This window comes from Haemophilus sp. C1 (genome assembly GCF_001276515.1).
Lineage (GTDB): Bacteria > Pseudomonadota > Gammaproteobacteria > Enterobacterales > Pasteurellaceae > Haemophilus.
The window spans coordinates 1-19,251 of record NZ_LDVZ01000021.1; the positions used below are offsets into that span (position 1 = coordinate 1).

At 38.2% G+C, this 19,251-nt stretch carries 16 protein-coding genes; 8 read left to right on the forward strand and 8 right to left on the reverse strand.

Annotated features, from left to right (window positions below; translation table 11 throughout):
- Positions 1 to 3,034: TonB-dependent hemoglobin/transferrin/lactoferrin family receptor (locus ABW51_RS07815; RefSeq protein WP_053466280.1), on the forward strand; the 3,034-nt coding region annotated here is incomplete at its 5' end.
- A gap of 360 nt (positions 3,035 to 3,394) precedes the next feature.
- Here ABW51_RS07815 and tpiA read toward each other — a convergent pair.
- Positions 3,395 to 4,186, reverse strand: coding sequence for a triose-phosphate isomerase (gene tpiA / locus ABW51_RS07820; RefSeq protein ID WP_053466281.1), 792 nt, complete (start codon positions 4,184 to 4,186; stop codon positions 3,395 to 3,397).
- 165 nt (positions 4,187 to 4,351) lie between these two features.
- Here tpiA and ABW51_RS07825 point away from each other — a divergent pair, with 165 nt between their 5' ends.
- Together ABW51_RS07825 and xerC are read left to right on the forward strand one after the other, a co-directional pair.
- Positions 4,352 to 4,786, forward strand: a complete 435-nt coding sequence (locus tag ABW51_RS07825) for a GNAT family N-acetyltransferase (protein WP_053466282.1) — start codon at positions 4,352 to 4,354, stop codon at positions 4,784 to 4,786.
- Complete coding sequence (gene xerC, locus ABW51_RS07830) at positions 4,786 to 5,673, forward strand: tyrosine recombinase XerC (protein WP_053466283.1); 888 nt, start codon at positions 4,786 to 4,788, stop codon at positions 5,671 to 5,673. The genes ABW51_RS07825 and xerC overlap by 1 nt, the downstream gene beginning before the upstream one ends.
- Positions 5,674 to 5,703: 30 nt before the next feature.
- Here xerC and ygfZ read toward each other — a convergent pair whose 3' ends face one another.
- Together ygfZ and ABW51_RS07840 are read right to left on the reverse strand one after the other, a co-directional pair.
- A complete protein-coding gene (ygfZ, locus tag ABW51_RS07835; RefSeq protein ID WP_053466284.1) occupies positions 5,704 to 6,546 on the reverse strand; it encodes a CAF17-like 4Fe-4S cluster assembly/insertion protein YgfZ in 843 nt (280 codons plus the stop codon).
- Positions 6,547 to 6,555: 9 nt separating this feature from the next.
- Positions 6,556 to 7,419: a YicC/YloC family endoribonuclease gene (locus ABW51_RS07840; RefSeq protein ID WP_053466285.1), complete on the reverse strand. Its 864-nt coding sequence runs from the start codon at positions 7,417 to 7,419 to the stop codon at positions 6,556 to 6,558.
- 185 nt (positions 7,420 to 7,604) lie between these two features.
- Between ABW51_RS07840 and ABW51_RS07845 the strand changes: the two genes are divergently transcribed.
- The gene (locus tag ABW51_RS07845) at positions 7,605 to 8,807 is read left to right on the forward strand and encodes an aromatic amino acid transporter (RefSeq protein ID WP_053466286.1); all 1,203 of its coding nucleotides are present in this window, start codon (positions 7,605 to 7,607) and stop codon (positions 8,805 to 8,807) included.
- A 108-nt stretch (positions 8,808 to 8,915) separates the two neighbouring features.
- Here the strand turns inward: ABW51_RS07845 and ABW51_RS07850 are convergent, their stop codons facing one another.
- The 3 genes from ABW51_RS07850 to ABW51_RS07860 form a co-directional block, all read right to left on the reverse strand.
- Entirely contained in the window at positions 8,916 to 9,467 is a 552-nt protein-coding gene (locus ABW51_RS07850) for a TIGR00645 family protein (protein ID WP_005635695.1), read from the reverse strand.
- A gap of 146 nt (positions 9,468 to 9,613) precedes the next feature.
- On the reverse strand, positions 9,614 to 11,053 hold the full coding sequence (gene rmuC / locus ABW51_RS07855; protein WP_053466287.1) for a DNA recombination protein RmuC: 1,440 nt from the start codon (positions 11,051 to 11,053) through the stop codon (positions 9,614 to 9,616).
- An 80-nt stretch (positions 11,054 to 11,133) separates the two neighbouring features.
- A complete protein-coding gene (locus ABW51_RS07860; RefSeq protein ID WP_053466288.1) occupies positions 11,134 to 12,264 on the reverse strand; it encodes a cytochrome-c peroxidase in 1,131 nt (376 codons plus the stop codon).
- Positions 12,265 to 12,652: 388 nt separating this feature from the next.
- On the opposite strand from ABW51_RS07860, the gene ABW51_RS07865 reads away from it, so the two are divergent.
- Positions 12,653 to 14,893 carry a nitric-oxide reductase large subunit gene (locus tag ABW51_RS07865; protein WP_053466289.1) on the forward strand — a complete coding sequence of 747 codons (2,241 nt, stop codon included), beginning with the start codon at positions 12,653 to 12,655 and terminating at the stop codon, positions 14,891 to 14,893.
- A gap of 279 nt (positions 14,894 to 15,172) precedes the next feature.
- Here ABW51_RS07865 and ABW51_RS09870 read toward each other — a convergent pair whose 3' ends face one another.
- Positions 15,173 to 15,268, reverse strand: a complete 96-nt coding sequence (locus tag ABW51_RS09870) for a methionine/alanine import family NSS transporter small subunit (RefSeq protein WP_005629210.1) — start codon at positions 15,266 to 15,268, stop codon at positions 15,173 to 15,175.
- A 1-nt stretch (position 15,269) separates the two neighbouring features.
- On the reverse strand, positions 15,270 to 16,796 hold the full coding sequence (locus tag ABW51_RS07870) for a sodium-dependent transporter (protein WP_053466290.1): 1,527 nt from the start codon (positions 16,794 to 16,796) through the stop codon (positions 15,270 to 15,272).
- A 244-nt stretch (positions 16,797 to 17,040) separates the two neighbouring features.
- Here ABW51_RS07870 and ilvG point away from each other — a divergent pair, with 244 nt between their 5' ends.
- The 3 genes from ilvG to ABW51_RS07885 are packed head-to-tail and all read left to right on the forward strand — an operon-like array spanning position 17,041 to position 19,173.
- The gene (gene ilvG, locus ABW51_RS07875) at positions 17,041 to 18,699 is read left to right on the forward strand and encodes an acetolactate synthase 2 catalytic subunit (RefSeq protein ID WP_053466291.1); all 1,659 of its coding nucleotides are present in this window, start codon (positions 17,041 to 17,043) and stop codon (positions 18,697 to 18,699) included.
- Positions 18,699 to 18,917 (forward strand): acetolactate synthase 2 small subunit, encoded by a 219-nt coding sequence (gene ilvM, locus ABW51_RS07880; protein ID WP_053466292.1) that lies wholly within the window; start codon positions 18,699 to 18,701, stop codon positions 18,915 to 18,917. The genes ilvG and ilvM overlap by 1 nt, the downstream gene beginning before the upstream one ends.
- Positions 18,918 to 18,930: 13 nt before the next feature.
- The gene (locus ABW51_RS07885; protein WP_053466293.1) at positions 18,931 to 19,173 is read left to right on the forward strand and encodes a hypothetical protein; all 243 of its coding nucleotides are present in this window, start codon (positions 18,931 to 18,933) and stop codon (positions 19,171 to 19,173) included.
- Positions 19,174 to 19,251 lie beyond the last annotated feature (78 nt).

Below are 19,251 nucleotides of genomic sequence, written 5' to 3' on the forward strand. Positions count from 1 at the left end.
ACCAACCAACCAACCAACCAACCAAAATAGTAATGTTTCTGAACAACTAGAACAAATTACTGTATCTGGTTCTACCGAACATAACGATCCGAAAACACCTCCAAAAATTGCCGAAACTGTAAAAACAGCGAAAAAATTAGAAAAAGAACAAGCGCAAGATGTTAAAGATCTTGTACGTTACGAAACAGGGATTACTGTCGTAGAAGCAGGACGTTTTGGAAATAGTGGCTTTGCTGTTCGAGGAGTGGAAGAAAATCGTGTAGCCGTTCAAATTGATGGACTGCATCAAGCGGAAACCATATCTTCACAAGGGTTTAAAGAATTATTTGAAGGATATGGAAATTTTAATAATACGCGTAATAGCGCAGAAATAGAAACGCTAAAACAAGTTACAATTCGAAAAGGAGCTGATTCTTTAAAATCAGGTAGTGGCGCATTAGGTGGTTCTGTTAGTTTTGATACAAAAGATGCAAGAGATTATTTACTTAACAAAAATTACTATGCTTCCTATAAAAGAGGCTATAACACCGCAGATAATCAAAATCTTCAAACACTCACACTTGCTGGGCGTTATAAGTATTTTGATGCAATTGCTGTAATTACATCACGTAAAGGCCATGAATTAGAAAACTATGGTTATAAAAATTATAACGATAAAATTCAAGGAAAAACGAGAGAAAAAGCAGACCCTTATAGAAGAACCCAAGATAGTGCACTTTTAAAAGTTGGTTTCCAACCAACAGAAAATCACCGTTTCTCAATTATTGCAGATTTATATAAACAAACTTCTAAAGGTCATGACTTTTCTTATACTCTAAAACCAAATACACAGTACATGACATATGATGAAAAAGAATTACGTCATACTAACGATAAAGTAGAGCGTAAAAATATCGCTTTTGTTTATGAGAATTTTACTGAAACACCATTTTGGGATACGTTAAAAATCACCTATTCCCACCAAAAAATTACTACAACAGCAAGAACTGACGATTATTGCGATGGAAATGAAAAATGTGCATTATCGGGCAATCCGCTTGGAATGAAATATAATCAGGATAATCAACTTGTTGGGAAGGATGATAAGCCTGCTAAATATATAGATATTGACAAAAAAAACACAACACGAGACCAGACAACAGAATTAACCCAACCAGGCAGGTTTTTGTGGCAAAAAGTTGATTGGGATAAAGTTAGAGCCAAACATCCAAATGCTAACATTCCCAAATATTGTGACGAAGATAATGGCAACGTTTGCACTTATCTAGTAGAAACTCGTAAAAAAGAAAACACCTTTGAAATCAATGGTAAAAAATACGATCTATTATCTGAAACAGATAAAAACATTATCTCTGATGAACAAAGATTGCCGACTAATATCAGCTATCTTTTTAGTTGTGATGGATTAAACTGCGATAAACAAACGATTCAAGGATTTAACAAAAATGGGGCTACTGTAGATATTCCTTTCGAGGTAATTGAAAAAAACGGCAAAAAATATGCCAAAACAGAAGTGGAAGCTAGTGATCAACTATCTGGTCCATTCCTTTTTATGCCAAGTAAAACAGGTTATCAAACGAATCTTTGGTCGCAACGTGATTTAACGAGTGAAACTAAACAAATTAACCTTGACTTAACAAAACATCTAGAATTAGGTAAAACACAGCACGATTTGTCTTATGGTGGTCTGTGGTCTGAAATGAAAAAATCAATGACCAATCTAGCTGGGGATACTCCTCTAAATGTAAAATGGTGGGCTCAATATCCACATAATTGTGATATCTTTTTAGCTCCTTCTGCAACAGGTGCGAAACCAACGTTAAATCCAGAACGGACGAGTACATTATGTAATAATGTCAATGTATTCTCTTTCCTAATTCCAGTGAAAACGAAAACAGGTGCGTTATATTTTATTAATGATTTCCGTGTGAATAACTACGTAGCTTTTAATTTAGGTTATCGTTATGATCGAGTGAAATATGAACCAGAATATATTCCTGGAAAAACACCAAAAATCCCTGATGATATGGTGACAAATCTTTATATCACCACACCAGAATTTAATGCAAGTCAAGCAGATTCAGATCCTGATGAATTATTAAAAAAAGAAGCCAATGCTGCAGCAAATATTAAAGAAATTGCACAACCGAAAAAATTTTCTGCAAGTTCCTACTCTTTTGGTACAACACTTGATCCGTTAAATTGGTTACGTTTACAAGCAAAATATAGTAAGGGATTCCGAGCACCAACAAGTGATGAAATCTACTTTACATTCAAACACCCAGATTTTTCTATTCGACCAAATAGAGATCTTCAACCAGAAACAGCAAAAACCAAAGAGTTATCTTTAACTGTGCATAATGATATGGGATATATTACAACTTCTGTTTTTGATACTCGATATCAAAACTTTATTGATTTATCCTATCAAGGGAGTCATGATGTTCATGGACACTCAAAACTAATACCATTTCATTTTTATCAAAATGTAAATAGACCAAATGCTAAAGTAACTGGTTTTGAAATTGCTTCACAAATATCCTTAGGAAATATTACTAAATTATTCAATGGTTTCAGTTTAAGCTATAAATATACCTATCAAAAAGGCAGAATAAATGGCAATATACCAATGAATGCAATTCAGCCTAGAACAGCTGTTTATGGAGTAAGTTATATTCACCCTGATGATAAATATGGTGTGGATCTTTATGTTTCTCATGCATCAGCTAAAAATGCAGAAGATACTTATAATATGTTCTATAAAGAAGAAGGTAAAAAAGAAACTACAATCAAATGGAGAAGTGAATCTTATACAACCATTGATTTGTTAGGATATATCAAACCAATTAAAAATCTTACTTTAAGAGCTGGTGTGTATAACTTAACTAATAGAAAATATATTACTTGGGATTCAGCTAGATCAATTAGACCATTTGGTACAAGTAATATGATTAATCAAGATACTGGCTTAGGTATCAACCGTTTCTACGCCCCTGGTAGAAACTATAGAATGTCAGTTCAGTTTGAATTCTAATTGTATCTAAAAGCATAAAAGTGCGGAGAAAATAATCTGCACCTCAAAAGTTGGACTAAATTACCAATAATTGAGGTGCAGATTTTATTATAGTCAGATAGTGTAGCTATAAAAATATTCGCTAATGAAGCAATGGAAAGTTTCTTTGAACGATTAAAACGGGATGTTTTATGGCTGGCTATTTAACCGTAGAGAGAAGATAGTTGATATAGTAAGGGATTATTTGGTGGGGGAATTGTCGATGAATTCAACTGAAATTAAAAGGACTGAGTCTAATACAATATGCTCGTCAGTCCTTAAGTAAATAATCTAGGTTTTTAGGCGCGGCTGATTTTTACCGCACTTTTAATTAACTGAAAATTAATTTTTTGCTGCTGCCGCTGCTTTTACAATTACTGCAAATGCTGGGGCTTTTAATGATGCGCCACCCACTAATGCGCCGTCGATGTCTGGCTGAGTAAATAATTCAGCTGCATTTGCATCATTTACAGAACCGCCGTATTGGATAATCACTTGGTCTGCCACGGCTTGTGATTTTGCAGCGATGTGACCGCGGATAAATGCGTGAACAGCTTGCGCTTGTGCTGGAGTCGCAGATTTACCCGTACCAATCGCCCAGATTGGTTCGTATGCGATCACTGCACCGTTAAATGCTTCAACACCTAATGCGTTGATCACTGCATCAATTTGACGCGCACACACTTCTTCTGTTTTGCCTGCTTCGTTTTCTGCTTCAGATTCACCGATACATAATACTGGCACTAAGCCTGCTTCTTTAAGTGCGGCGAATTTTTTCGCGATAAATTCGTCGCTTTCCTTATGATAAGTGCGGCGTTCAGAGTGACCAATAATGATATATTTTGCGCCGAAATCTTTTAACATTTCGCTAGAAATATCACCAGTAAATGCACCTTTCACATTGATATCTACGTTTTGTGCACCTAATTGAACCACACTTTTACCGCCACAGCTGCAACCACAACCAGAAAGTGCTGCTTCAGCCGTACCTAAATACATAACGGGGGGGGCAATTGCTACATCACAACCTGTTACATCATGTAATTCTGCTTTTAATCCCTCGATTAATTCTTTGGTGAACGCTTTAGAACCGTTTAATTTCCAGTTACCCATAACTAAAGGACGACGTGCCATTTTTGTTTCTCCATAGTTGATAAAATTAACTCGCTTACTATACCAAAATTTCACCACGATTCTTTGCAGAAGATCATAAAATTAAAAAAATTCTCATAGAAAGATGATTATCTTGTGCTAAAAAGCTACAATTACCTGTATGGAACCAATAAAAAATAACCAATTATGAAATTTTTCAAAGCTGAACAATGGAATATTGACGTGCTTCTTCCTCTTTTTGAAGCCTATCGCCAAGCCTATGGACAAGCAGAGAATCCAGAACGCACCTTGGCTTTTTTAACTAATCGTATGCGTTTTAATGAAAGTCTGTTTTTTATTGCGGTGGATGAGAATGAAAAGGCTATTGGCTTTGTGCAGCTTTTCCCTCGCCTTTCTTCTTTACAATTACAACGCTATTGGCAAATCACCGATATTTTTGTATTGGAACATGCTCAACAAACGGAAATTTATGCGTCGTTGATTTCTAAAGCAAAAGACTTTGTGCATTTCACGCAATCCAATCGTTTAGTGGCGGAATTAGCGCAAAATCAATATTCAATGTTGGAATCGGAAGGGTTTAAATTAAACCCGAAAGAACGTTTATTTGAATTGAGTTTGTAATGCTAACAGCGTTAAATCGTTATTGGGATTATTTGCGGATTGAACGCCAAATGAGCCCGCACACGCTCACCAATTATCAACATCAACTTGATGCCATCATCAAAATTTTAGCGCAACAAGATATCCACGCTTGGGCACAAGTGACACCCAGCGTGGTGCGCTTTATTTTGGCGGAAAGCAAAAAACAAGGTTTAAAAGAAAAAAGCTTGGCTTTGCGTTTATCGGCACTACGGCGATTTCTTCGTTTTTTGGTGCAACAAGGCGAATTGAAAGTAAATCCCACCACAGGCATTTCTGCACCGAAACAAGGCAAACATTTACCGAAAAATATGGATGGCGAGCAAGTTCAACAGTTGCTTGCCAACGATAGTAAAGAACCGATTGATATTCGTGATCGTGCGATTTTGGAATTAATGTATAGTTCGGGTTTACGTTTATCTGAATTACAAGGCTTAGATTTAAACAGCATTAATACTCGTGTGCGGGAAGTGCGTGTTATCGGGAAAGGTAACAAAGAGCGTGTAGTGCCGTTTGGGCGTTATGCTTCGCATGCCATTCAGGAATGGTTAAAAGTGCGGTCGTTATTTAATCCAAAAGATGAGGCATTATTTGTTAGCCAGCTTGGAAATCGCATTTCTCATCGAGCCATTCAAAAACGTTTGGAAACTTGGGGCATTCGTCAAGGATTAAATAGCCATCTTAATCCGCACAAATTGCGCCATTCTTTTGCGACGCATATGTTGGAAGCCAGTTCTGATTTGCGTGCGGTACAAGAATTGCTTGGGCATAGCAACCTTTCCACTACACAAATTTATACTCACTTAAATTTTCAACATCTGGCGGAAGTGTACGATCAGGCTCATCCTAGAGCGAAACGTAAGAAATAACAATCCGCAGGTAAAACCTGCGGATTGTTATTATTCAGTAATTGAATAAGGCAATTGCACTCGCTCTAACAGTATTTCACTATTCGGCAATCTAAATTGTTGTTCCAAATCAATGTCGTTATTCATCACAACTTGCAACCATAAAACACCGTCTAAATTGACCGCACTTGTAATCGTGCCTGTTTTTCGCCAATTAGATTCAATCTGCATTTCGATTTCACTGCCAATTTCCGCTTCCTGCTGAGTTTGTGCTTTAAAGCCAAACATTGCGCGTTTGTTCGCACCACGATATTTCGCACGAGCCACGGTTTCTTGCCCAATATAACAACCTTTGGTAAAAGAAATGGCTTGCTCAATAGCCTGTAAATTTAGCGCTTGTGGGATAAATTCATTTTGCGTTTGCGGACTTAAATTTGGAAATCCCGCTTGAATATCGGCTACATCCCAAATTTTTTCATCACCATTAAAATTCACAGATAATTCAGTTTCATTCAATAAAATTGAACGTTGTCCATCAATTTCCCATGAAAAGTGCGGTGTAATTTTTCCACATTTCTCACCTATTAAGCCGATGATTTGCCAATCACGTAAATCAAAACTCACTTTTGAAAACACTGCATATTTTTTTAAGGCATCTAGCCCGCTTGGCAAAAGATCTTTCTTAATCAGCAAAAAGAATTGTTCACTACTCACTTTAAACAAACGGTAAATTGCATTCATTTTACCTTTCGGATCGCAGTGAGCAGTAAGCGTTGTTGCCCCACTTGCTAATCGCACAACATCCGTGGTTAACTGCCCTTGCAAATATTTTTCTGCATCTGCACCATACGCCTCAATAAGTTGATATTGAGTAAGAGAAATAAATTGAGACATTCTGCTTTCCTATTCTAAATTCTGGATTTGCTCACGCATTTGTTCAATAAGCACTTTCAGCTCAACTGCAGAAGCCGTGATATCGGCATTAATGGATTTAGATGCAAGCGTATTCGATTCACGATTCAACTCTTGCATCATAAAATCTAATTTACGGCCAACTGCGCCACCTTTTTTCAAAATATTCGTGGTTTCTTTCACGTGCATTTGTAAACGATCGAGCTCTTCCGCCACATCAACGCGTTGAGCGAGTAAAATCATTTCTTGTTCCACACGTTGCGGATCAAGATTAATTTGAGCATCTTCAAAACGTTGCAATAAACGTTCACGTTGCCATTGTAAAACTGCCGGCATTTGTGACCGCACTTTATCCGCTTCCACGGCAATAGCATCCAAGCGTTGTTGAATAATATCGTTCAGTTTTTCCCCTTCGCGACCACGCATTGCAATAAAATCTGTCAGTAAATCATCAAAGGCTGTCAACAAATCTTGACTAATCGCATCTAAGTCTTGCTCTTGCGCTTCCACCACACCAGGGTAACGCAACACGTCTGCCAAATTAATTTCACCTTCTCCAGCTTGAGTTTTAATCCATTGCAAAGACTGAATCACTTGATTCGCAAGCTCTTTATTTAAATTCAATTCAGCATTTGTTTGTTTTTTTGTTTCAATGCGCAAAGAACATTCAATTTTACCGCGAGTAAGACTTTGACGAAGTTTTTCACGCAACGTGTTTTCTAATCCGCGAAATTGCTCTGGCAAACGGAAAAAGTTTTCTAAATAACGTTGGTTAACGGAACGAATTTCCCATACTGCATCGCCCCAATCTTTTTTCACTTCAAGGCGTGCAAAGGCGGTCATGCTGTAAATCATAAGCTCTCCTATGTTGTCTTAGCTTTGTCTTAGTTGATTCGCTAAGTATTTTAACGAGATGAACACAGAAAGGGAAAAGAAAAGTGCGGTAAATAATAAAGATATTTTGTATTCTGTTGTTTACACTCTGTAAATTCTAAAATACAATCACCGTAAATTTATTATTACACAATAAGGAAGCAAACATGAACAAAACTGTAGGCAGCACACTTCTCGTTGCCGGTACGATGATTGGCGCGGGAATGTTGGCTATGCCACTCACTTCCGCTGGCATAGGATTCGGCTTTACTTTAGTCTTATTATTGGGGCTTTGGGCATTATTAACTTTTAGCGCACTTTTATTTGTTGAGCTCTATCAAACTGCGGAAAGTGATGCGGGTATCGGTACACTCGCTGCACAATATTTTGGTAAAGCAGGACGCATTATTGCCACGGCAGTGCTAATTATTTTCTTATACGCATTAATTGCCGCTTATATCAGCGGTGGCGGTTCACTACTAAAAGATTTATTACCAGAAAGTTTTGGCGATAAAGTTAGCGTCTTATTATTTACCGTGATTTTCGGTTCATTTATCGTCATCGGCACACATAGCGTAGATAAAATTAATCGCGTGTTATTTTTTGTGATGCTTGCTGCCTTTGCCGTGGTGTTAAGCTTAATGTTGCCAGAAATCAAATTTGATAACTTAATGGCGACACCAATTGATAATGCTTTAATTATCTCTGCAAGCCCTGTATTTTTCACGGCGTTTGGTTTCCACGGTTCCATTCCAAGTTTAAATAAATACTTAGACGGCAATGTAAAAGCATTACGTATTTCTATTTTGGCAGGTTCAGCAATTACTCTTTGCGCTTATATTTTGTGGCAAATGTCGACGCACGGCTTGCTCACACAAAATGAGTTCTTACAAATCTTAAAAGAAGATGCCACCTTAAATGGCTTAGTAAAAGCAACGCTTGCTATCACTGGCAGTAACCTGATCGCAGGTGCGGTAAAATTATTCTCAACTTTGGCGCTGGTTACTTCTTTCTTAGGTGTAGGTCTTGGATTGTTGGAATGTATTGAAGATCTACTAAAACGTTCATTTAACGTTACAGCAGACAGAATTTCTCTCGGTTTGCTGACTTTTATTCCACCGCTTGTTTTTGCATTATTTTACCCAGAAGGTTTTATTTTAGCACTAGGCTATGCAGGTCAAATGTTTGCATTCTATGCCGTAGTATTGCCAGTTAGCCTTGTTTGGAAAGCTCGTCGAACTCACACCAATTTGCCATACAAAGTATGGGGAGGAAATCTGACTTTAATCGTCGTATTGGTATTAGGCGTAATCATTACATCTATTCCATTTGCGATTCGTGCGGGTTACTTGCCATTTGTTGTGGGTTAAAAAACGAGGAAAAAACCTACCGCACTTCTTGATCTACATAAAGCAAAACGCCGTTCAATAATGAACGGCGTTTTATATTTAATTATGGCGTTAAAGTGCGGTAAATTTTTAATGCGTTTTATGGCTTGTGCTATACAAAATTTTATCCGTATAAGCCAAAGCAATTGCCGAAACTAAAAAGCCCAAGTGCAACAACAATTGCCACATCATGGTTTTTTCTGGTGTATTGCTTGCGTTCACAAAGGTTTGCAGCATATGAATAGATGAAATGCCGATAATAGACATAGAAAGTTTAACCTTCAATACAGTCGCATTTACATGGCTCATCCATTCAGGCTGATCGGGGTGATTACGTGTACGCAATTTGGATACGAAAATTTCATAACCACCGATAGTCACCATCACAAGCAAGTTTGCAATCATCACAACATCAATCAAATTCAACACACCCAACATAATTGTGTTGGAATCCATCTCATTGACATTAATCACCAATGCCCATAAGCCTTTAATAAACTTATAAGAGTAGATCGCAAGGGTAACTATCAAGCCCAAATAGATCGGTACTTGCAACCAGCGACTAGCAAAAATTATTTTCGCGATAATATTCGATTGTTCGTTATATTTCGCATAAGGATCAACAGGTTTGTTTTCTTCCATAAGATTTTATTCCTAAATTAAACAGTGGGTTAAATAAACAAAAAAACCGCAAGAAAATAGCAGTTTTTTTGAAAATAGCAATAAGGAAATTGAGTTATTCTTATTTTATTTATATGTCAGATAAAATCGCGAGGTAATCCTATTTTTTATTCATTTCTCTGCTCTAATGTCGTCAACCTAGCCAAATCCAGTTGATTATTCAATAACTCTACTTCTGGCATAGTTTTATTCGCTTTTGCGGAAAGCGTTTTAAATCGTTCTACTTTGCCAACTAAACCTTGTTGGCCTACAAGTGCGGTGACTGTGCTGTTGTATTGGTTGCTGACGGTGGAAAGCGTATTACCAAGCTTACTCAAACGTTCTGCCACCAAGCAAATTTGGTTATAAATTTCGCCCGCTTTTTCAGCGATTTCTTTGGCTTCAGCATTGCCGCGTTCGATGCGCCATAGGTTTGCCACGGTGCGTAAAATCGGCATTAGCGTAGTGTGAGAAACCATAATTACATTACGTTCATAACCGTAATTAAATAAAGCAGGATCAGATTTTAAAGCCTCAATATACGCCGGTTCTACCGCAATAAACATAAGAACAAAATTTGGGCTACGCATGCCAATAAGATTGCTGTAATCTTTTTTATGCAGATCGTTAATATGGGTTTTTAATGCAGAAATATGTTCTTTGAGTAAACGCTCACGTTCAAAATCATCGTCAGAATTTACCGCACTTTCGTAAGCCACGAGCGACATTTTACTGTCGATAATTAAATGTTTATCATCGGGTAAATTCAACACAAAATCAGGGTAATTGCGTCCACCTTGTTCATCTTTAAAATGCGCTTGAGCACGGTAATGCACATTTTCTTCAAGCCCTGCCAGTTGCAACGCTCGTTCTAATTGTACTTCGCCCCAGTTACCTAACGTTTTCTTTTCGCCTTTCAGTGCAGAAGTTAAATTACTCGCCTCTTGTGACATATTCAGACCAATTTCCAGCACTTTTTTGATTTCAGCTTCCAAGCCTGCATTGCCCTTTACGGATTCGGAGTGAATTTCATTGACACGTTTTTGGAAACCTTCAATTTGCTCACGGAAAGGCTTGAGCAAGGTTTCCAATGCCATTTGATTTGATTGACTAAATGATCGACTTTTTTCATCTAAAATCCGATTGGCTAAATTTTGAAATTCCACGCCCAACTGCTGTTTAGATTGTTCAAAGTTCTGTTGTTGTTCCGAAAAATGTTTTTCTTTCTCTGCTAAAGTTGTTTTTAATCCCGTCAATTCTTGAGAAAGTGCGGTCAATTTTTCGGTCAAATTTTGTCGTTCTTGCGTGAGATGATGTATTTGTTCATCACGTTCAGTTAAACGATATTGCAGTCCTTGATTTTCAGTCTGTACTTTAATTGTTTGTTGTTCAAACTGGTTTTTAACGCCACTGAGCTCATCAAATTTACTAGCAAGTTGATTATAATCTTGAGTCGTTTTCGATAATTCTTGATGAAGATGTGTATATTTTTGCTGGCGTAGAATAAGCAATAAAATCAATAGAGCAACGATTGCTAACAAGCTAAAAAGCCACAAATTCTCTGACATATATCCCCCTTAAAATGATGCCCTAAATTGTAACATAGAAATGTGACTTAAATTTTAGCTTTAAGTGCGGTGAAATTATCTTACTCACCGCCCTTATCATAGGCTGCATCAGTCAACGTTTTCAAAAATGCTTCCAACGCATCAATTTCTGCATCAGTAAGAGGTTTACCTTTAAGATCACTATGGCTTACCGTTGGCGCATATTCTGCTGCCGACCAAGGCTTGCCCGTTTCGGGATTAATCTTACGTTCAGGATTGTTATGGCTATCTAAAAATAATAATACGGTATGTAGTTCTTTAAATACGCCGTTATGCATATAAGGTGCGGTCACGGCGACATTACGCAATGTCGGCACTTTAAATTTGCCTTTTTGAGCGATGTCACCTTTCACCATTGGATTATCTAACAATCCATTATCCACCCAATCTTCGCCTAATTTATTGTGAGCAATCAATGCCTCATTTTTCGGTACGCCGAGATTGAAATAACGGTAATTTGTAAAAGTTTCTTCACGATGATCTTTTTCATTCAACTGATGACAATTACTGCAAGTTGTTTTTTCTTTATCAAAAAATAACGCCTTGCCTAATGCCTCTTGCTCAGTAAATTTATCTTGCCCTGCCAAAGTGCGGTCATATTTAGAACTGAATTGAGCAAACAAATCTAATTGCTGAAATGCAGCAAGTGCCTGTTCCATAATGGCGTAAATTTTCTCATCATCTTGCCAAATTTCCTCGCCCCAATGCTTGGTAATGTAATCTTTCACTGCTTGATTTTCGGCAATACGTTTTACCACGCTGGCTTTGTCTTTCATGCCCATTTCAACTGGGTTGATTGGAGGCCCCCCCGCCTGCTCAGCTAAATGTTTTGCTCGACCATCCCAGAATTGGCCGCCAACATAATCCTTAATTTTTTCATCAAAATGAAAATCAGGGGAATATTTTGCATAAATTGCCGTTGGTGTATTGCGATTACCAAACTTTGTCGGATCATCACCTTGTGAAACCATTTTATCGATATCATTTTCACGTAAATCCGCAAAAGCGGCTGCAGGCATATGGCAAGTAGAGCAACTCTGTGTTTTATTGTGAGAAAGTGATTTATCAAAAAAGAAAGCCTGACCCAATCCAAGCAATGCGGGATTTATGGGTTCTTCTTGAGCAAAACAAAAAATAGGTAAGGCAAATAATGACAAGAAATATTTTTTCATTCTAACTCCATGAGCATAAAAAATAACTGCACTTAGTCAAAGTAAATTTACTATTATAAATTTAGACTGTACATAAATTAACTTAAACATTGATATCTTACACCAAACTCAAATTTTTAAATCTTTTCTTACATACTTAAATTAACTACTACTTCTAGTAGAGAGGCAATACTTTTGGGAATTGAAAAACTGTTAAAACATTTTTTAACTGCGCTTTTTTGATGATCTCAATCAAAATAACCTACTATTTTAGTCAATTACTTTGTTATAGGTATTATTTTAGCACCACAATACCCGATATAATTAGTCGGGTATTTTGCTTTATGTAAAATATTTACCTATGATTTTAAATAGGAAGTTAATTTTTCAATAACCTAGGAGTGATAAAATGGGACAGTATAAAAAGTTCTGGTACCTATTAGTCGCCGTATTGATTGGAGCCTTCTCCATTCTCGGTTACTATGGGTTTGAAGTTTATCGTGAAGCACCACCGATTCCACAACAATATGTTTCTGAATCGGGCGAGAAAGTGATTACTCACGATGATATTTTACATGGTCAAACAGCTTGGCAAACTACTGGCGGTATGCAAGTGGGTTCTGTTTGGGGGCACGGTGCATATCAAGCACCAGACTGGACGGCAGATTGGCTTCACCGTGAATTAACTAATTGGTTGGACATTACAGCGAATCAAGAGTTTAGTAAAAACTTTGCAGATTTAAATGATGAACAACAAACTTTATTAAAAGCGCGTTTAACCAAAGAATATCGCGGCAGCAAAGTTGAAAACGGCACCGTTGTGCTTTCTAACACCCGTTTAGCGGCAATGGAAAAAACTGCACAATACTACATTTCTTTATACGGCGATGATCCTACTACCAAAGTGACTCGTGAACACTTTGCGATGAAGGATAACACGCTTCCTGATTTACAAGCGCGTAAAGACTTAACTAAATTCTTCTTCTGGACTGCGTGGACTGCATCAGCTGAACGTCCAAATACAAATGCAAGCTATACCAACAACTGGCCACACGAGCCGTTAATTAATAACGTGCCAACACCTGAAAACGTGATTTGGTCTATTGCGAGTGTGGTATTCCTCATTGCAGGTATTGGTTTTGTGGTATGGATTTGGTCATTTAAAAAACGTGAAGATGAAAAAGAACCAGCAACACCTGAGTTCGATCCACTTACAAAATTACAACTTACCCCCTCTCAACGCGCATTAGGCAAATATCTCTTTACTGTGCTTGCATTATTCTTACTGCAAGTAAACTTAGGGGCGATTGTTGCTCACTATACCGTTGAAGGTCAAGAATTCTATGGTATTGATATTTCCCAATATTTTCCTTATTCATTAATACGTACTTGGCATATTCAATCAGCCTTATTCTGGATTGCGATGGCCTTCCTTGCTGGTGGTTTATTCCTTGCACCAATCATTAATGGTGGTAAAGATCCAAAATTCCAGAAATTAGGCGTAGATATTCTATACTGGGCATTAGTAGTATTAGTAATAGGTTCATTCACTGGTAGCTACTTAGCGATTGCTCATATTCTTCCTGAAGAATGGAGCTTCATGTTCGGCCATCAAGGTTACGAATTCATTGACTTAGGTCGTTTTTGGCAAGCGGTGAAATTTGCGGGTATCTTATTCTGGTTAGTCTTAATGCTTCGCGGTACAGTGAACGCATTCAAACAACCGGGTGATAAAAACTTATTAGCGTTATTCTTCGCTTCTGTTATTGCAATCGGCTTATTCTATGGCCCTGCATTATTCTACGGCGAGCACACTCACATTTCTGTGATGGAATACTGGCGCTGGTGGGTAGTTCACCTATGGGTAGAAGGCTTCTTTGAAGTGTTCTCTGTAGCGGCGCTTTCATTCATCTTCGTAAGTTTAGGTTTAGTTTCTCGTCGTACTGCGACTGTGGCAACTATTACTGAAGCGGCATTATTCTTAATCGGTGGTATCCCTGGTACTTTCCACCACTTATACTTCGCAGGTGCAACCACTCCAATTATTGCTGTAGGTGCATCATTCTCAGCACTTGAAGTAGTTCCATTGGTGTTATTAGGTCATGAAGCTTGGGAACACTGGGCAATGCAACAAAAAACACCTTGGATGGACCGTTTAAAATGGCCTCTTTACTGCTTTGTAGCTGTCGCATTCTGGAATATGTTAGGTGCAGGTGTATTTGGTTTCTTAATTAACCCACCAATTTCACTCTACTATGTTCAAGGCTTGAACACGACTGCCGTTCACGCTCACGCGGCATTATTCGGTGTGTATGGCTTCTTAGCATTAGGGTTTGTATTCTTAATCGCGCGTTATTTACGTCCGGATACACCATTTAACGATAAGTTAATGAAATGGGGCTTCTGGTTATTAAACGGTGGTTTAGTGCTGATGATCGTATCAAGCTTATTACCTATCGGTGTTATTCAAGGATATGCAAGTATCTCTGAAGGCTTATGGTATGCACGTAGTGAAGAATTTATGCAACAACCATTATTCGATACCTTACGTTGGGTTCGTTTAGGTGGTGACGTAGTATTCATCTTCGGTGCACTAGCCTTCTTCTGGCAAATCTTTACGATGATTTTCTTCAGACCTAAACATACTTAGTTAGGTTATCCCCAAAAGCGACTTGTGTGAAAGTAAGTCGCTTTTTTATTCTTATCTACCATATCTTATATATAAGCTTACAACGCTTTTTATATAAAATTAGCATTAATATTAGATAAACATTAAAAATATTAGAGGCTGAAGTAGATTAGCAATTATGTTAATCTGCTTCAGCCCCTTAAATAATATCGAATAATGCTTGTTAATAATCTACACCTTAATCAATTGGTTATTTAGTCCAAATTTTGGGGACAGATCAAAGTGCGGTCAGATTTATGATTATTCTTCTTTTGGTAATCGAATCAGGGCGTAAACCAATCCACCCCATACCAACGCGAGAGACACGATCATCATAATAATTGCACCAGTACTCATTTTATTCTCCTTTAGTTTCGTCAATGGTTAACTTGGTTTCGCTTTTCCATTTTAAGCGAGAAAGGAAGAATGCCACGACAAGTAAGCTAATAGACATCCCCCAACCAAAGGTATTTACAAACCAGTTTGGATAACCTTCGTAACCTTCAGAGAAGACTTTTGCCCCTTCGCTGAAAAGCATGAAGGCTAAAACACCACTCGTTAATACAATACATAAACGCCAGAAGAAACCCACTTTGAAAGATGATGTTTCGTTTAAGTGATTGCCCAATAAACCGAGTTTTTCATTTGCCACAATCGCAATTAAAGAAGCAAATGCTACGGCAACAATACCAAAATAGTTCACGAATTTATCGAACACATCTAACATTGGTAAGCCTGTTGTCGTACCAAATAAAATGACAGAAACTAGCATCATTGGTACACCCACAATAAACGTTACTTTCCCACGACTAATACGAATTTTATCTTGAATTGCAGAGATAATTACTTCAATTACAGAGATGAATGAAGTTAATGCCGCAAAGGTTAATGATCCAAAGAACAATACGCCGAGTACTTCACCAAATGGAGCTTTGTTGATGATGGTTGGGAACGCAAAAAATGCTAAACCAATTCCGCCTTTTGCCACTTCACTCACTTCTTGACCTTGCGCTGTTGCAATAAAGCCTAATGCTGCAAATACGCCGATACCCGCTAACACTTCAAAGCTACTGTTAGCAAAACCTACAACTAAACCACTTCCCGTTAAATCGGATTCTTTTTTAAGATAAGAGGCGTAAGTCACCATAATCCCAAAGCCGATTGAAAGAGAGAAGAAGATTTGCCCATAGGCTGCAATCCATACACTTGGATTAGAAAGTTTCGACCAATCTGGTGTAAATAATGCATCTAAACCTTTTGCCGCGCCTGGTAAGAATAAGGAATAAATCACAAGTGCCATAAACATCACAACGAGCACTGGCATTAATACTGAGGAGACCTTAGCAATTCCTTTTTGGACGCCCATAGAAAGTACGCCTAAGGCAACAATCCACATCGCAATTAATGGTGCGGTTACCATACCAACAAATTCAAAGCTGATACCGTTTTTAATATCGCCCATTTTTAAAAATTCGCCGATGAAGAAATCAATAGGTTTATCACCCCACGCGCCAGTGAAAGAAAAATATGTGTAGCTTGCTGCCCAACCTAACACTACGGCGTAATATAAACCGATGATAACGTTCACCATCATTTGCCACCAGCCAAACACTTCAAAGTGTGCACTAAAACGGCGATAAGAAAGTGGCGCGCCACCACGATGACGGTGCCCAATTGCATAATCTAAGAATAAAAGAGGAATCCCTGCGGTTAACAACGCGATAAGGTAAGGGATAATAAATGCGCCACCACCGTTTTCATAAGTGGTGTAGGGAAAACGCCAAATATTACCAAGACCAACGGCAGAGCCAATTGCTGCCAGAATAAATGCACGACGACCAGAAAAAGTCTCACGCTTTTGTGCTTTTGGGGCTGAGTGAGCCATAAATTATCCTATGTAAAAAATGAAAAGAGTTTCAATATAATGAAATCTAATCATCAGTCAATAAATAAGCCAAAAGAGCGGTAAAAATTAATGAATTTTTTAATAAAAAGAACATAAACATTCAAAGCAAGCCAATTTTCACCGCACTTTTTTCGTTTTTTTCGCGCCAAGCCCTACCAATGACTCGAAATTTCGCTACAATGCTGAACTTATCCCAAAATAAAAACAACAGGAAACAAACACAATGACAGGTGCACAACTCATCATGGAGTGCCTGAAAGCACACCATGTCACGACTCTTTTCGGCTATCCAGGCGGCGCAATCATGCCAACCTACGATGCCCTTTATGACGCAGGCTTAGATCACTTACTTTGTCGTAATGAACAAGGGGCTGCCATCGCAGCGATTGGTTATGCTCGTTCCACAGGAAAAGTGGGCGTCTGTATTGCTACATCAGGCCCTGGTGCAACGAATTTAGTCACTGGATTAGGCGATGCTATGATGGACTCCATTCCAGTTGTAGCCATTACTGGTCAAGTTTCCTCTCCATTAATCGGCACGGATGCGTTCCAAGAAGCCGATGTTCTTGGTCTTTCCCTTGCTTGTACAAAACACAGTTTTATCGTGCAAAGTGCGGATGAATTAGCTGATGTTTTTGCGCAAGCCTTTGAAATTGCTCAAAGCGGACGCCCAGGCCCCGTTCTTATTGATGTGCCTCGTGATATTCAAATCGGTGAAGTGCCAGCAAATATAAAAGCCTATGTTAAAACACCAGAAAAACCAACCGTACTTTCAGTAGATAAACTCGCTGAAGCAAAAGCATTATTAAAAAATGCTAAAAAACCTGTGCTTTATGTTGGTGGTGGTGTTGGTATGGCGAAGGCTGTTCCTGCCTTACGCGAATTTTTAGCCCAAACTCAAATGCCATCAGTCTCAACTTTAAAAGGTTTAGGTGCAATTGATCCAAATGATGATGTGTATATGGGAATGATTGGTATGCATGGCACAAAAGCTGCTAATTTTGCCGTGCAAGAAAGCGATTTATTACTCGTATGCGGTGCTCGTTTTGACGACCGTGTAACAGGTAAACTTGATACTTTTGCACCTCATGCTAAAGTGATTCATTGTGATATTGATGCAGCAGAAATCCATAAATTACGCCGTGCAGATGTTGCATTACAAGGGGATTTAATCCAAGCACTAAATGCACTCAAACAAGAGCTTGATATTGAACCTTGGCGTGAACAAATCAGAAATTTCAAAGCAAAATTAGATTTCACTTATATTGAAAATCAAGGCAATCGTCCGATTGATCCTTGGGCATTACTCAACACCCTATCTAATCGCAAACCAGATAATGCGGTAATTTGTACCGATGTAGGTCAGCATCAAATGTGGTCAGCACAACACATGAAGCATTTTGCGCCAGAGAACTACATTACTTCGGCAGGTTTCGGCACAATGGGCTTTGGCTTACCCGCCGCAGTGGGGGCAAAAAAAGCACGCCCGCAAGATGAAGTCATTTTGGTTACGGGTGATGGTTCGTTAATGATGAATATCCAAGAATTGGGTTCAATCAAACGGGGCAATTTACCGGTAAAAATTTTGCTATTGGATAACCAACGCTTAGGTATGGTTCGTCAATGGCAGGATTTATTCTGGAATAAACGTCGCAGTGAAACTATTTTAGATGACAACCCAGATTTTGTAATGCTTGCTAACGCGTTCGGTATTCCTGCAGAACGTATTGAGTCAGCCGATGATGTGGATGCAGCACTCAACCGATTATTAAACAGCAAGACAGCCTATTTATTACAAGTATGTATTCCACCTGATGAATGTGTATGGCCACTTGTACCACCAGGTGCATGTAACGCGGATATGGTAGAGGAGATGAATTAATGAATGAATATAAACTTGAACTCGTCGCTCGCCATCGTCCTGAAGTACTAGAACGCATTTTACGCGTAGCACGCCACCGCGGATTTACCGTTACAACAATGGAAATGACACTGATTGAAAGCCAAGTGCGGTTAAAAATCACCGTAAAATCTGACCGCACTTTAGATCTGTTAGTGAATCAATTGGCGAAATTGCCAGATGTTTTAAATATTATTTAAAAAGGAAGACATTATGACTAAATTTTTTAAATCATTTTTAGCCGTATTAGGATTAGTATTCGCAACTTCATCACAAGCTGCTTATGCTCTCACTTATTTGCAAAACTATACAGGCTATATGACAACACTCTCAATTCATAATACAAAAGAGCAGTGTGAAAAGGCGAAAGAAAATTTTCAAAAAGAATTTGAAGGACAATACGATACAAAACAAATGGTTTACAAGTGTGTAGATATAGCTAATGGAGCAATTTAATTTAAATGTGGTTAAAAACTACTATTAAATCTGACCGCACTTTTATTTTAATCGGTAGGCTCTTTATCTAAATAATTG